Source organism: Yersinia sp. 2553 StPb PI, assembly GCF_052217105.1.
Classification (GTDB): Bacteria; Pseudomonadota; Gammaproteobacteria; order Enterobacterales; family Enterobacteriaceae; genus Yersinia; species Yersinia enterocolitica_E.
Genome location: NZ_JAZGPX010000002.1, coordinates 4,348,059 through 4,362,300, shown reverse-complemented (window position 1 = coordinate 4,362,300; position 14,242 = coordinate 4,348,059). Strand labels below are relative to the sequence as shown.

Below are 14,242 nucleotides of genomic sequence, written 5' to 3'. Positions count from 1 at the left end.
ACACGACGACTTACACGGATACAATATAGAACGCCATGGTTCTGAGTCTATCAGAGATCTTTGTACTATTTCGCAGAAAGCCAACAACCTGCTACGATTAGCCTCTTTTTAAGGAATTTGACCATGAACAAACAGCCCGAAGATTGGCTAGATGAAGTCCCAGAAGATAAAGACGAAGATGACGATGAAATTATCTGGGTCAGTAAAAGTGAAATTAAACGTGATGCCGAAGCGCTGAAAGAACTCGGCACCGAGCTGGTTGAGCTGGGTAAAAATGCGCTGGAGAAAATCCAACTGGATGAAGATCTGCTGGCAGCCGTTGAACTGGCACAGAAAATCAAGAAAGAAGGCCGCCGCCGCCAGATCCAGTTAATTGGTAAAATGCTACGTGCCCGTGATGTAGAACCTATCCAAACCGCATTGGATAAGCTGAAAAATCGCCATAACCAACAAATCTCGCTGTTCCACAAGCTGGAAATGCTGCGTGACCGTTTGGTTGAAGAAGGTGATGTCGCGATCCCTACGGTGTTGGATCTATATCCAGATGCGGATCGCCAACAACTGCGTAGCCTGATACGTAATGCCCAGAAAGAGAAAGCCACTAACAAGCCACCGAAATCATTCCGTCAGATCTTCCAATATCTGCGTGAACTGTCTGAAAAGCAGCAATAATCGGGCGGGGCCGGGTCTGACTCGGCTCCCGACTCAAGAAGGCTAATTCACACTATATTGAAACGCAGGCTGCCTGCTAACTCCTCTTCCGCTTCCTCAAGCAGCAGCACAATCGCACCGAAGCGGCGTTTGTGGCGGTGATTGAAATGAATAAATTCAATCTCTACCGGTAAGGCTATCTCACCTGTGACCACATCCCACAGAGCATCCAGATTGGCGCCAAAATCTTCGCTCAGCGCAAATTTTTGGCAAAATGCGCGGTAAAATGCAGGAAGATCGGATATATGGTCAAAATCAAATACCACTTTTACCATCTTCTCACTCCATCCGAATGAAACGCTTGTAGTGATCCTGAGTTAGATAAATCAGGCCATCATTGGAGTACAGCAAACGATCGCTACCGCGATGCCCACAACGATAATTAACATCGGCTTCACGCCAGTTACGGCCTTTCGCCTCAGGCAGTTGGCGTTCACGGTTAGAAAAACGATCGCCGCCAATCGCTCTGCCTGGCAATACTTTACACAGATTGCCGTCTTTGGGATCCCAGCCCTGCGCACGCGCCTGCTGCTTGGTAAGGTAAAAATCCGGCAGGCGATGATGCACTTGTAGGTATTTAGCCACCTGCTGGTGCTGGGTCAATTGTTCAATCGATGCAGATGCCGATAAAGGTGGGCGTTCCAGATCCGCCGATTGACCGATATCACGCGCCGTAACACCGCCAATCCCCTGCAATGCCGCCACTGCCAGCAACAGTATTGCGCCCAGAATGGCCATAAGTCGTTTATTCATGGTTCTCCTTAACCCTCAGGCTGCCAATAGCTGTTGTGCTGCTCATTGCGATAACCCATGCCCACGTTTTATTCACCAATCCAATTTATAAATTACCCAAATGCAGGGTTTTGACTTCCATAAACTCATCTAACCCCAGCACTGACCCTTCACGGCCAAGGCCAGACTCTTTAACACCACCGAAAGGTGCCAGCTCAGTAGAAACTGAACTTTCATTGACACCAATCATACCGCTTTCCAACGCATCTGAAACCCGGAATACACGTTGCAGATTCTGAGTATAGAAGTAAGCTGCCAGCCCGAACGGCGTGTCATTAGCTCGTTTGATAACTTCCTCTTCGGTTTTGAAGCGGAAGCAGGCAGCCAGTGGGCCAAATGTCTCTTCAGAGGCGACTTTCATCTGCTCATTAGCATCGGCAATAACTGTAGGCTGGAAGAAATTTCCCCCCAGTTGATGACGACTGCCCCCCGCCAGCAGGCGACCGCCCTTTTCAAGCGCATCTTTGACGTGATCCTCAACTTTCTCCAGCCCGGCGAGATTAATCAATGGCCCCATATTGACGTCTTTATCCATACCATTACCAACATTCAGTTTTTTAACCTCAGTGGCTAAACGGCTGACAAACTCGTCATACACACCATCCTGAATGTAAAAACGATTGACGCACACGCACACCTGCCCGGCATTGCGGAATTTACACGCCATCGCACCAGCAACTGCGGCATCCAAATCAGCATCATCAAACACGATATACGGCGCGTTACCGCCCAGTTCCATGGAAATTTTCTTCATGGTGGCTGCGGCATTACGCATTAAGGTTTTGCCAACTTCGGTTGAGCCGGTAAAGGAGATTTTACGCACTTCCGGGCTGGCCATGATGGCATCACTGATGGCATGCGTATCGCCCGCAACACCATTGAGCACGCCAGCAGGCACACCGGCTTGCTCTGCCAATGCCAGTAAAGCAAAAGCGGATAACGGCGTGTTATTGGCCGGTTTAATCAATCCGGTACAACCGGCAGCCAATGCTGGCCCCAGTTTGCGGGTTAACATTGCCAGCGGGAAATTCCACGGCGTGATGGCCGCCACCACACCAACCGGTTCGCGAGTAGCCAGAATGCGTGCCCCCTCTTTGGCTGGCGGAATAATCTCACCATTGGCACGTTTGGCCTGCTCACTAAACCATTGAATAAAGCTGGCGGCATAGGCGACCTCGCCTAAGGCTTCTTTCAATGGTTTACCTTGCTCAGAAACCATTATCTCAGCCAATGATTGCTGATGTTCCATAATCAACAAATACCAACGCTGAAGAATTTCCGCCCGCTGCTTGGCGGGTGTTTTTCGCCAAGCGGGGAAAGCCGCACTGGCGGCCTTAATCGCGGCTTCAGTTTCTTGGGTACCCGATTTAGCCACTTTCGCCACCAACTGGCCGGTAGCAGGGTTATGTACGTCGAAAGTGTCCTGCGCCTGATGCCATTTACCACCAACAAAATAGCCGATATGGTACACACCGTCGCTGTGTCGTTGGTTTTGTAATGGATTGTGCAATGGATCGCGTAATAGATTTTGTGCTGACATCTTGTCGACCTCCTGAGGGAAAGGATGCCCCCATCAATGGAGGGCGAGGAAGGTTGCTTCACTATGAAGTATATACCCAAAGAACTTGGAGTTGCAGGTAGGCTGCCAGTGAACGCATCCCGATGAGCTGACTCAGGTCAGTGATTCGGGTCAGTGAGCGCCGCTAACAACCCTGTGGTTTCACTCTAAAGGGGATACTCAAAGTCATTGGAATCACAGGTAGGCTGCCAGTGAATGCATCCCGATGAGCTGGCTCAAGTCAGTGATTCGGGTAAGTGAGCGCCGCTAACAACCCTGTGGTTTCACTCTAAAGGGGATACTCAAAGTCATTGGAATCACAGGTAGGCTGCCAGTGAATGCATCCCGATGAGCTGACTCAGGTCAGTGATTCGGGTAAGTGAGCGCCGCTAACAACCCTGTGGTTTCACTCTAAAGGGGATACTCAAAGTCATTGGAATCACAGGTAGGCTGCCAGTGAATGCATCCCGATGAGCTGACTCAGGTCAGTGATTCGGGTAAGTGAGCGCCGCTAACAACCCTGTGGTTTCACTCTAAAGGGGATACTCAAAGTCATTGGAATCACAGGTAGGCTGCCAGTGAATGCATCCCGATGAGCTGACTCAGGTCAGTGATTCGGGTAAGTGAGCGCCGCTAACAACCCTGTGGTTTCAAGGACGAAGAGTATCGCTAGATAAGCGCACTCTGATAACGATGCAACATATCCGCCAACCGCTTTACCGGGCGGATAACAGAATCAGGCGATTGATAATCGACTAATTTTTGCTGATATTGATCTAATTCCTGTAGTAAACGGGCGAAGTAATAGCGCCGCTTCTGGTCATTTTTGGCATTAATAACCCGATCGGCGGTATAGCGGATCTGTTTGTGAAAAGCACTCAATTCAGCATTAACTGGGATCTCGGTGTTATTGAGCCGCTGATGGGCGATGATCAGCGTCAATGCCAGTCGATACTTATCAATATCACCGGGGAACATCATCAATAATTGATTCAGTTGTTGATACAACGCCGGTAGATGGTTTTCGCTGCGGCGGACTTTATTGGTGGTCAATGCCGATACCGCACTGTAAACAAAGCGGTTTAGCAAGGTTCTGCCGGTTCGGTCCTTGGCATTATCGCGGATCAACAACAGCACAATCAGAGAAACGAAACAGCCGACAATCTGCCCCAACGCACTGTCGAGGAACATACTGACATTAAACTCCATCGGGTTGCTCAACACCATGATATTGATAGTACTGGCCAATGTTCCCAGCGAGCCAAGACGGCGCTTTTGCACTTCGATACCAATAATAAATGCCAGTAATCCCAGACTGATGCACAGCAACAGCATACTTTGCTGGGTCGCAGGGATAATAAACATGAAATAGAGCGCCCCAATAGGCAGCGCCATAATCACCCCTAGCAGGAAGTCGATCGCCACCATCCGTGGATTGGGGGTGCGCATTGCCAGTGAGGTCACCACCGCAATCATGACCATACAGCCCGCCCCAGATGTCCAGCCAGTCCACAGCCAGAATAGGCCGCCGATCGCCGTAGCAATACCGGTACGCAAGCCATTGATCATCGCATGATGACCTTCGGCTGAAACATGTTTGATTGGCTCATCGCCGTCCAGAATACCCTCTTCCACCCGGCTGATACTGCTGTTGGTATGAATCCCTTTTGATAGCAATAAATAACGTGTCGCCGCCCCCACCCAACTGCTGATGGTCGCAGGGATCGCCGCACTGTGACTGCCGCCAATATATTGACGCAATTTCTTCATCTGCTGATGAATTTCAGCCGGCGTCTCTGCCGGTTCACTCAGCATCGCCTTCAGCTCGGCACTGAGTAAGTCGGGATGATTGATCAATACCAGATAGGTTTCGCAGGCTTGAGTGATCAGGGCTAATGACGCCGTGTGCAATACCCGTAAGCGGCGGTTACAGCGCTGCCAGCGGGAAGATTCCATCATCAGATAACTACGCATCCCATTCAGTGCCGTGGTATTTTTAACCAGATCATTCCAGGCCCGATCGATATCGTTTTTTTCTGCCGGACGAATACATAACTGCAATAATTTATATTGATCTACCAGCACCTTATCGACCAGACGATCAATATCCTGCTTGATCGATCGTGGTGAAAACAGCAGATCCGCCATCACCGCGCAGACGATCCCCAGCACAATCTCGCTACAGCGCTCGACAGCAAACTGCGGTGTCAGTAATGGCGTTTCACCGGTGGTGACAATGATAATCAGCGCAGTGTAACCCGCCAGCCCGAATGCGTAAGAGTTCTCAACCCGAACCAGTGAGGAGATCCAAGTACAAACGCCAGCCCACAAACAGCAAAGCATCAGGGTTAATACTGGTGCTCTGATAGTCAGAACGATGATAACCAAACCACCAATACAGCCGATGAATGTCCCGATAATACGTAACCAGCCTCGATGACGAATCGCACCAGAGAATGGCTCACCGCCCGCAGCAAATGCCGGGCCAGCAGCAACAATGGCCGCCGTCAGCACCGACCAACGTGGTGTTTCCAATTGCAGATGAAAGCCCAGAAACAGCGCGGCCACAATGGCAAAACTGAGTTTGAACGCAAAGCGCAGGCGAATAAATGTCGGGCTGTTCATCTTAACCAAACTCACGCAGGCGATGCATCAACTTAACAATCGGTGAAGCCTGATTAGGATTGCGATCAGTCGCCCCGGTTATCACCACGGTAGCCGTCGTCCCTGCGGGATAGGGATGCTGTTGATCTTCACTGTCCAAACGGATCTTCACCGGTACTCGTTGCGCCAACCGCACCCATTCCAGATTATTGTCAATCGTCGCCAACCCTTTGCTATCGACACTGCTGCTGCTGTTGGTGACACCGGCGGAGACACTGTCGACAGTACCGTGCAAAATACGGTTGCTGCCCAGTGGGGTGATTTCCGCCCGATACCCGGCTTTAACCCCCTCCAGCTTGGTCTCTTCCAAATAGGCCAAAATATAGAAAGTATCTTTTTTCACCAGTGCAACAGCGGTAGCGCCACGGTTAATAAACTCCCCGGCATGAACATTCAGATTCGTCACCCAGCCTTGTGCAGGCGCGCGCACGGTGGTGCGTTCCAGATCAAGTTTGGCTAAATCTCGTACCGCGATAGCTTTTGCCAACTGATGCCTGGCGGTTTGTAATCCGTTGTTGGACTGGTCAATTTCTTCTTGTGACATCGCCTGAATCCCCAAACGTTGCCGCCGGCCGGATTCACGTTGTTTCTCCGCCGCCAGTGTTTGGTAATAGGCCACATCGGCCTCGGCTTCAGCCAACGCCTGCTGGTAGCGCGGTTGGTCAATAACAAACAAAATCTGCCCTTTCTGCACCAGTTGATTGTCTTTTACCGGCACATCGGTGATCAAGCCACTGACATCCGGTGCGATAGCCACCACATCGGCAGTAAATTTAGCATCACGGGTCCAGGGTGATTCAGTATAAAAAGCCCAAACTTTGAAAATAGCGATAACCGCCAGTAAAACCACCAATAAGGTGATGCCGATACGGATTATTTTTAATGAAAAAGTACTCACGGCGACCTCAGGAAAAAAGACGGGATATTAAATAGAAAAGGCAACAATACAGCGCGGTATTAAAGAGTGCCGGATGCCAGACAAACTCATAAATACCAGTAGGTTGCAGTACGCGGCGCAAAACAAAAAACAGCGCCAGCGAAAGGAGCAACTCAAAAAATATTGGCGGAAAAGAGAGGCCAAATATCACCATCACCGGAAGCAACGTCATTCTGTAGATCCTTTCTATTATAGGGTGCCGGTGAACCAGCCATAAGACTAACTTATAGGTTAAACTTAACTAAGCAACATGACTGTAACCTTAGCGAGGCGAGATAACACTTCAACTGCGTGGCTTGCAAACCTAAAACGATTCTCCCGACAGCAGTATATTAGCCTGCTTATTATCACCTTATCTACGATGTGTGATCTAAATCACTTTTAAGCTACAGTTAACAATCAAGCGTTAGCAATCAACTCAGGGTGAACCATGGAAAGACTAAAACGGATGTCAGTATTTGCCAAGGTGGTTGAGTGTGGGTCTTTTACTGGCGCCGCACGGCAGTTAGAAATGAGTGTGTCGTCGATTAGCCAAACAGTGTCAAAACTGGAAACCGAGCTGAATGTTAAGCTGCTTAACCGCAGTACTCGCCGCATTGGTTTAACTGAGGCAGGCCGAATTTACTATCAGGGTTGTCGGCGCATGTTGCAGGAAGTACAGGAAGTCCATGAACAACTCTATGCCTTTAACAACACCCCAACCGGAACCTTACGCATCGGCTGCTCATCGACGATGGCACAAAATGTACTGGCAACGATGACAGCAGAGATGTTGAAAGAGTATCCCGGCCTATCCGTTAATCTGGTCACCGGCATTCCGGCACCGGATTTAATTGCTGATGGTTTAGATGTGGTGGTCCGCGTTGGTGCATTACAGGATTCGGGGCTATTTTCACGCCGCCTTGGTTCCATGCCGATGGTGGTCTGCGCCGCCAAAAGTTATTTAGCACAACATGGTACACCAGAAAAACCCAGTGATATGACCAATTTCTCCTGGCTGGAATATAGCGTGCGACCAGACAGTAACTTTGAGCTAATCGCGCCAGAAGGTATTACCACGCAAATATCGCCACAGGGCCGCTTTGTCACCAATGACTCACAAACCATGATCCGTTGGCTTAAAGCGGGGGCGGGTATTGCTTACGCACCGTTAATGTGGGTAATAGAGGAAATTAAACGCGGCGAGGTGGAAATACTGTTTAAAAAATACCATTCAGATCCGCGCCCAGTATATGCGCTCTATACCGAGAAAGATAAAATGCCACTTAAAGTTCAGGTCTGTATCGACTATTTGACCGAGTACTTTAAACGAGTGGCTGAGGTATATCAGGGATATCGCTGAATATACTATAGCTATTGGATGCCCAGTTGAGAACTAAACTGAGCATCCAACTATCAACCCCTACGCCGTGCCACCCACCGTCAGATTGTCTAACTTCAAAGTAGGTTGGCCGACGCCAACTGGCAGGCTTTGCCCCTCTTTGCCGCAAACGCCGACACCTTTATCCAGCGCCAGATCGTTGCCGACCATCGAAATCTGCTGCATGGCTTCGATGCCAGAACCAATCAAAGTGGCCCCTTTCACCGCACGGGTGATTTTACCTTTTTCGATTAAGTAAGCTTCGGAGGTTGAGAACACAAACTTGCCGGATGTAATATCCACCTGACCGCCGCCAAAGTTAGGCGCGTACAGGCCATATTCCACACTGGCGATAATCTCTTCCGGTGTCGATTTACCGGCCAGCATATAGGTATTGGTCATCCGTGGCATTGGCAAGTGCGCGTAGGATTCACGGCGGCCATTACCGGTCGGTGCAACGCCCATCAGGCGCGCGTTCAACTTATCCTGCATGTAACCTTTCAAAATACCGTTCTCAATCAGCACGTTGTATTGGCCCGGCACCCCTTCATCGTCGATGGCCAAAGAGCCACGGCGACCTTGCATGGTGCCATCGTCCACCACGGTACACAGTTCTGAAGCCACCAACTTACCCATTTGGCCGCTGAAGACTGAGCTGCCACGGCGGTTGAAATCACCTTCCAAACCATGACCGACCGCTTCGTGCAACAATACACCCGGCCAACCTGCACCTAAGACTACTGGCATAGCGCCAGCAGGGGCGGCAACAGCCGACAGATTTACCAGTGCCATTCTGACCGCTTCATTGGCAAAGTTATCAGCTCGCACTTCGCCATCCACAGTTTCGAGGAAGTAGTCATAACCAAAACGACCACCACCACCACTGGCACCGCGTTCGCGTTTGCCGTTGTCTTCCACCAATACGCTGACCGACAGCCGCACTAATGGGCGCACATCTGCCGCCAGCGTGCCGTCGGTGGCCGCGACCAGGATTTGCTCATAGACACCGGTCAAACTGGCACTGACTTCCTGCACCCGCTTATCAGCAGCACGGGCCACTTTATCGACCCGATGGAGCAGCGCAATTTTATCTTCGCGCGACAAGCTTTGTAGCGGGTCTAGCAAGGGATAAAGCGCCTGATAGTGAATCTCACCCAAGGTATGCACTTTACCGTTACCGTTATCACGCACAATACTGCGTGCGGCATGAGCACTTTGTTGTAAAGCATTCAGGGTGATTTGGTCGGCATAAGCAAAACCAGTCTTTTCACCGCTGACCGCGCGCACCCCCACACCCTGATCAATATTGTACGAGCCATCTTTGATGATGCTGTCTTCCAACACCCAGGCCTCGTGGTAGCTGGACTGGAAATACAGGTCAGCATAATCGAGGCGGCGTTCAGACAACTGCCCCAACACTGAGAACAAGTCCTGATGGTTCAGCTTGTTAGCAGCGAGTAACTGCTCACTGACAAACGAGAGGCTCATAGTTTTCACTCTTTAATTAGATGATGGTTTATGCGATGACGGCAACGGAGACGGCAGGAAGCGATTGTGCTGCAATACCGGCATCTGATTACGGATAATGTTCAAACCTGTGGTTTCAATTTTTACTTTTAAGGCAGCCACCGCATCTGGGTTCTGCCCTAATATTTTACCCCAGGCATCAACCGCCATAGTGTGGCCCCAGGTGCGGCGGGTGGCGCCATGACGCCCTACCTGTGCTGCGGCCAGTATCACGCACTGGTTTTCAATCGCCCGTGCGCGCAATAAAATCTCCCAGTGAGCTTCACCGGTCATTTTGGTAAAGGCCGCCGGCACCGAAATAATCTCAGCCCCCTGCGCCCGCAAAGCTTGGAATAAGCCTGGAAAACGTAAATCATAACAAACCGTCATGCCCAAGCGGCCTACCGGTGTATCAACCACCGTCAGTTGTTCACCCGGCTGATAAGTATCAGATTCACGATAGCGGCCATGAATATCGTTAATATCCACATCAAACATGTGAATTTTGTCGTAACGAGCTTTAAGTTCGCCCTGGTCATCAAACAGCAAGCTACTGGTAGTGATAAGCTCCGGTGACTCGCGGCTTATCATCGGCATGGAGCCCACTTGAATCCACACTCCGTAATGGCGTGCCATCTCGCGAATTTGCTGTTGCAGCGGCCCGTCATTATGTTGCTCGGCATGGTGTCGATAAGAGGCAGCATTGGCAAATAACAGTGCATTTTCCGGCGTCATAACCAGTTTAATACCAGAGTTTAACTGTTTGATCTGCTGCTCAATTTGAGCCAGATTGTCACGGGTATTTTCACCGCTGCATAACTGCAATAATGCAACATTGGCATTTTTCATGGCGCCTTACTCTCCTTTAGCTGGCGTAATACTTCATGGATGGTTGGTTGATCCAAGCTACCGGTAATCTGGTAACGAATCAGCGAAACCTTGCTCCATAATGGCCCTAATATCTTCGAGGCAGCAAATACCGCAGCCCCAACCACTGGGTTGATCGCAAAGGCTGTTGCGACGCCGACAGTGGCAGAAATCTCTGGTGTAATAACCGCTTCCATGGCTATCTGGCGTTTAACCAAGTCCACATTACCACTCATGGCAATATCGGCCGCCAATCCATCCACCACTAAATCATTGGTGTGCATTACACCATTTTTAATATTGGCCGTGCCCCGAATAGAATCAAACGCAAAGTCACGACTAAACGTATCACTAAAATCAAGCTGGAGCTTACGTAATAGTGCGTCAAAGCTGACCAAACGCAGTAACTGACCGGCGCGCCCACCACCGAGATCGCTCAGTTGGCCTCTGCCCAATCTACTCTTTAATGTCCCATTCAGGGTATTAATCTGTGGCTGCCACGGAACTCCACGCCAGTTAACATCGGCATTGATATCAAAAGAGGCATCTTTTATCGGTGTTGTCAGGCCGAAGAATGAAATGGTTTCATCGATCTTCGGCCCGCTCAGCGCGATATTAAGCGCGGTTTTATCGCCATTGCTGTCTTGCTGCCATTGGCCGGAAACTTTAGCCCGCCCATTGCCAGCCTCAATCAAGCCGTTAGTTAACGTCAGCACCGAGCCTTTCGGCGTCAGATCTGCGTTAATACGCCCAACATTTTGCCCCAGAATCCAACAAGATTTGCAGCGTAATTGCAGCGCAGGCCAATCACGGAACGAAATTTTACTGGCAGTTTGTGGCTCCTGCAACGCAGCTTGCGCCAGGGGATCTTGTGCTTCGTGCGTGGTCCATTGCGGGTTGTAATAAAGATAATCGATATCAGCATGCCATGGCCCATGTTCGGCCATCAGCAGGCTACCATCCACTTCCTGACCTTTTGCCGTGACGTGAGTACCGGTTAATAATGGCTCAACCAGCACTGTCAGTTGGTGCCAAGCCTGCCCACCAACCAAAAGCTGTGGCGTCTGTAAAGTCAGCCGGGTAGGAAGTATCACATTGGATTTATTGCCTTTTATTTTTGCTGGTACTGATGCGCTAAAAGGTGTGCTGACACTGGTAAACTGCGGTGCCAGCAACGCCAACCAACTCTCACCATCCAGTGCCGGTAGTTTAAGGATCAAACCTTTATCCTCCGGCAGTGACGGGACTTTTTTGCTGTCGGATTGCCAGATAGCCCGCGCCAGCTCTACTTGTTCTTTTTGCAACAACCATTGGCTGTTGAATGTATTGTTGCTGCCAGCACTGCCGGAGAGGGTAAACGCCTCCAGCCCCCCCACCACCTGTACATGCATGGGTAATGCCTGACCAATTGTTTTATCTAGTGGAGCAGGTAAGTGACTGCTTACTTTCTTCAGGTCAGCCGTCAGATCAATTTTATAGTCTGGCTTGCCATTTTTCGGTAATTGTACGGCGACTTTGCCTTGCCAATTGGCGCTACCACTGAGCAATTTCGCGACATCAGCGGGAACGCCGGGCAACTTGGCCGGTAACCAGTCACCACGCAACCCAACATTCACCAAAAAGTTTTTTGGCTGCTCTTGCGTAGTGAAATCAACCGTCAATGGCTGCCCAAACCAGTTAGCGGATAAGGTATCGCTATCAAGATTGCCATCGTTGAAGCGGAACTTGCCACTGATGTTTTCCAGTTGGCTTTGCAATGGCTTCACCAACAAGCTGTTGTTATTGAGCGTCACTTCGCCGCTGGCGTGGGTAATACGGTCTTCTTCCAACGGAATATCCAAATGTAAGCGCCCACTAACTTTACCGCCGACTTGCAGCTCTTCCAGAGTTTCCGCCACAGAATCATGCAGTGGTGTCTCCGTAAAGTAGTCATGAATATCACGCCCTTCGCCAACCACTTCGGCGTCGACATACAGCTTTTCTTTCAGATAGTCAGGGATAATCGCGCTGATATTACTGCCAGTGACCTTACCCAACATCGCGTGAGGGGCATCCATCCACAAACCTTCGTTGAGGAAATTGAGGTCGATTGCCAAATTCTCTAACGCAGGCCAATCTGGTTGGAATTGGAAGGTGGCGTTACGCAGTGGCACATAAACCTGGAACTGGCCCTCTTTATGTTTATAAGGAAAATCATGAGGATTGCCGTTATAAATAAGTGTTGCGTTGTCTACCTGCCCACCCTGTAACGCCTCGGTCAGATAATCTGCCAACTTCTTACCCATCAGCGGTTCAGGGAAATAGCGCCATGCATCGGCCGCATCATACAGGCGGATGCCGGCCAGGATTTTCAGCCATGGCTGCCCAATATCGGGTTGCTGATAGTGGAAGCTGCCGTTGCCCCACAGCGATTTAGCTCGGACATCGAGCTGGTCACTCCACAGTTCCCAGCCTTTATCATCAATCTGCCAATTGACTGCACCACTGGCCTGACTAACTTCCAGCGGCGCGCGGAACATATCACCATAAGGTAATAGGCTGTCTTTGAGATTGATATCCAACCGCCCACGCGCTGCGGAACCACTCAGCGCACCGGCAAAATTATTAACCCCCGGCAACAAATCCCATTGTTGCCAACTGATATTGTGCCATTTAGCCTGAAAACGGGTTTTTTCTGGTTGGCTGATAGGAATGTCCAATGCCAGTGCATCAATATTCCCTTGTGGCCGCAAATCCGCCCAACGATTCATCAGCTCAGGGGTAAAAAGTGACAAGGTCGGTAACAGTGGCCCCACCCGCTCCAATTGAATATTGGCGGCGCGAATGCGTAACTCCTGGGATTGGTCTGGGCCAATAAACTGCGTGTTTTCCGGTAACCACAGGGCAGATAAATGCCCTTTAGGCCATGCCTGACCATCGGTTTTCAGTCTTAGCTCCGGCGCATCAACCTGCCAGCCATTACCCTGACGGCGACCTTCCAACACAAAATTATCTACCGCCAACTGATGTGATTTGCCCGCGACAGTCCAATTGGCCTGCCCCTCACTGAGTAACACATTGCCACTGTAAATAGTGCCACTCTCGATACTCAGCCAGGCCGCCAGACTAAATTCCGCATTGTCCAGCCCGGTATTGGTGTGCAGCCAGCGGCTGATCCACGGTTTCAGGTCGATCTTGTCGGCCTGCATATAGACCATGCCATTATTGAGGATGCCCTGATTATCGTGTAGATCCATCCGCACCTGCACCACACCGTGCTGACCATTAATGGTCGACAGGCTGATCTGCCCCTCGGCGCGATGCCGGTTCCGGGAGTTAAGCCAAGTGAGTTGTGGAATCTCTAATTCAGCGCGCGGGCCAGATGGGGTGAGGAATGAGACACGACTGTTACGCAGATCAAAGTGATCTAATTGACGCAGGAAGATATCAGTCAGATTACTCGCTTCAAGATTGCGGCTGCTGTTTTGCTGCATATCCAGTGTGGTGTTCAAATCTAACTGTAACTGATAGAAGGTCATATCGCGGAACTGCCAGCGCCAGTGCAACAGTGACTGCCACACATCAAGCGCAAGGGTCACCCGCTGCACCTGCCAATCGGCTTTCGGCAATTTAGCGCGAATATCGCGCAATTCCAACGTTGGGCCGAACGGTTCCCACGATCCCTGCATGAACCCCACTTCCAGTGGAATACCGCTGATGGACTGAACCTTGGCCACGATTTGCAGACGATAGTCGTTGATGAGAGGCAGCATCATGCGTAGCCCACTGACCAACAGTGCCACCACAACAATCATTGTGGCGCCTGTCGCAAATATTATCCTGGGCAGTCGCCTCACACATCTCTCCT

11 protein-coding genes are annotated in these 14,242 nt (G+C 50.4%); 2 read left to right on the top strand and 9 right to left on the bottom strand.

All coding sequences use genetic code 11. The features are described from left to right. Positions 1-123 precede the first annotated feature (123 nt). A complete protein-coding gene (yjgA, locus tag V2A84_RS21280; RefSeq protein WP_083162216.1) occupies positions 124-672 on the top strand; it encodes a ribosome biogenesis factor YjgA in 549 nt (182 codons plus the stop codon). A 47-nt stretch (positions 673-719) separates the two neighbouring features. Here yjgA and V2A84_RS21275 read toward each other — a convergent pair whose 3' ends face one another. The 6 genes from V2A84_RS21275 to aaeX all read right to left on the bottom strand — a co-directional run bounded on the left by V2A84_RS21275 (position 720) and on the right by aaeX (position 6,834). Beyond that, positions 720-986 (bottom strand): barstar family protein, encoded by a 267-nt coding sequence (locus V2A84_RS21275; RefSeq protein WP_083162214.1) that lies wholly within the window; start codon positions 984-986, stop codon positions 720-722. A 4-nt stretch (positions 987-990) separates the two neighbouring features. After that, a complete protein-coding gene (locus V2A84_RS21270; RefSeq protein ID WP_193784767.1) occupies positions 991-1,464 on the bottom strand; it encodes a ribonuclease in 474 nt (157 codons plus the stop codon). 85 nt (positions 1,465-1,549) lie between these two features. Further along, positions 1,550-3,043 carry an NAD-dependent succinate-semialdehyde dehydrogenase gene (locus V2A84_RS21265; RefSeq protein ID WP_083162212.1) on the bottom strand — a complete coding sequence of 498 codons (1,494 nt, stop codon included), beginning with the start codon at positions 3,041-3,043 and terminating at the stop codon, positions 1,550-1,552. Positions 3,044-3,730: 687 nt separating this feature from the next. Continuing rightward, the gene (gene aaeB / locus V2A84_RS21260; protein WP_083162210.1) at positions 3,731-5,686 is read right to left on the bottom strand and encodes a p-hydroxybenzoic acid efflux pump subunit AaeB; all 1,956 of its coding nucleotides are present in this window, start codon (positions 5,684-5,686) and stop codon (positions 3,731-3,733) included. A gap of 1 nt (position 5,687) precedes the next feature. Then, complete coding sequence (gene aaeA, locus V2A84_RS21255; RefSeq protein WP_050087662.1) at positions 5,688-6,623, bottom strand: p-hydroxybenzoic acid efflux pump subunit AaeA; 936 nt, start codon at positions 6,621-6,623, stop codon at positions 5,688-5,690. 7 nt (positions 6,624-6,630) lie between these two features. Beyond that, a complete protein-coding gene (aaeX, locus tag V2A84_RS21250) occupies positions 6,631-6,834 on the bottom strand; it encodes a p-hydroxybenzoic acid efflux pump operon protein AaeX (RefSeq protein ID WP_083162208.1) in 204 nt (67 codons plus the stop codon). Between the two features lie 258 nt (positions 6,835-7,092). Between aaeX and aaeR the strand changes: the two genes are divergently transcribed. Beyond that, positions 7,093-8,004: an HTH-type transcriptional activator AaeR gene (aaeR, locus tag V2A84_RS21245; RefSeq protein WP_083162206.1), complete on the top strand. Its 912-nt coding sequence runs from the start codon at positions 7,093-7,095 to the stop codon at positions 8,002-8,004. A gap of 60 nt (positions 8,005-8,064) precedes the next feature. On the opposite strand, the gene tldD is transcribed toward aaeR, so the two are convergent. Genes tldD through yhdP form a run of 3 tightly spaced genes read right to left on the bottom strand, consistent with a single transcriptional unit; the run spans position 8,065 to position 14,231 of the window. After that, positions 8,065-9,510: a metalloprotease TldD gene (gene tldD, locus V2A84_RS21240; RefSeq protein ID WP_083162204.1), complete on the bottom strand. Its 1,446-nt coding sequence runs from the start codon at positions 9,508-9,510 to the stop codon at positions 8,065-8,067. 12 nt (positions 9,511-9,522) lie between these two features. After that, a complete protein-coding gene (gene nit1, locus V2A84_RS21235; protein WP_083162202.1) occupies positions 9,523-10,377 on the bottom strand; it encodes a deaminated glutathione amidase in 855 nt (284 codons plus the stop codon). Then, positions 10,374-14,231, bottom strand: coding sequence for an AsmA2 domain-containing protein YhdP (gene yhdP / locus V2A84_RS21230; RefSeq protein ID WP_442849049.1), 3,858 nt, complete (start codon positions 14,229-14,231; stop codon positions 10,374-10,376). The genes nit1 and yhdP overlap by 4 nt, the downstream gene beginning before the upstream one ends. Positions 14,232-14,242 lie beyond the last annotated feature (11 nt).

Excerpts from the sequence above, each read along its gene's own strand:
- yjgA (WP_083162216.1), top strand. The coding sequence starts at position 124 with ATGAACAAACAGCCCGAAGATTGGCTAGATGAAGTCCCAGAAGATAAA.
- V2A84_RS21275 (WP_083162214.1), bottom strand. The coding sequence starts at position 986 with ATGGTAAAAGTGGTATTTGATTTTGACCATATATCCGATCTTCCTGCA.
- V2A84_RS21270 (WP_193784767.1), bottom strand. The coding sequence starts at position 1,464 with ATGAATAAACGACTTATGGCCATTCTGGGCGCAATACTGTTGCTGGCA.
- V2A84_RS21265 (WP_083162212.1), bottom strand. The coding sequence starts at position 3,043 with ATGTCAGCACAAAATCTATTACGCGATCCATTGCACAATCCATTACAA.
- aaeB (WP_083162210.1), bottom strand. The coding sequence starts at position 5,686 with ATGAACAGCCCGACATTTATTCGCCTGCGCTTTGCGTTCAAACTCAGT.
- aaeX (WP_083162208.1), bottom strand. The coding sequence starts at position 6,834 with ATGACGTTGCTTCCGGTGATGGTGATATTTGGCCTCTCTTTTCCGCCA.
- aaeR (WP_083162206.1), top strand. The coding sequence starts at position 7,093 with ATGGAAAGACTAAAACGGATGTCAGTATTTGCCAAGGTGGTTGAGTGT.
- tldD (WP_083162204.1), bottom strand. The coding sequence starts at position 9,510 with ATGAGCCTCTCGTTTGTCAGTGAGCAGTTACTCGCTGCTAACAAGCTG.
- nit1 (WP_083162202.1), bottom strand. The coding sequence starts at position 10,377 with ATGAAAAATGCCAATGTTGCATTATTGCAGTTATGCAGCGGTGAAAAT.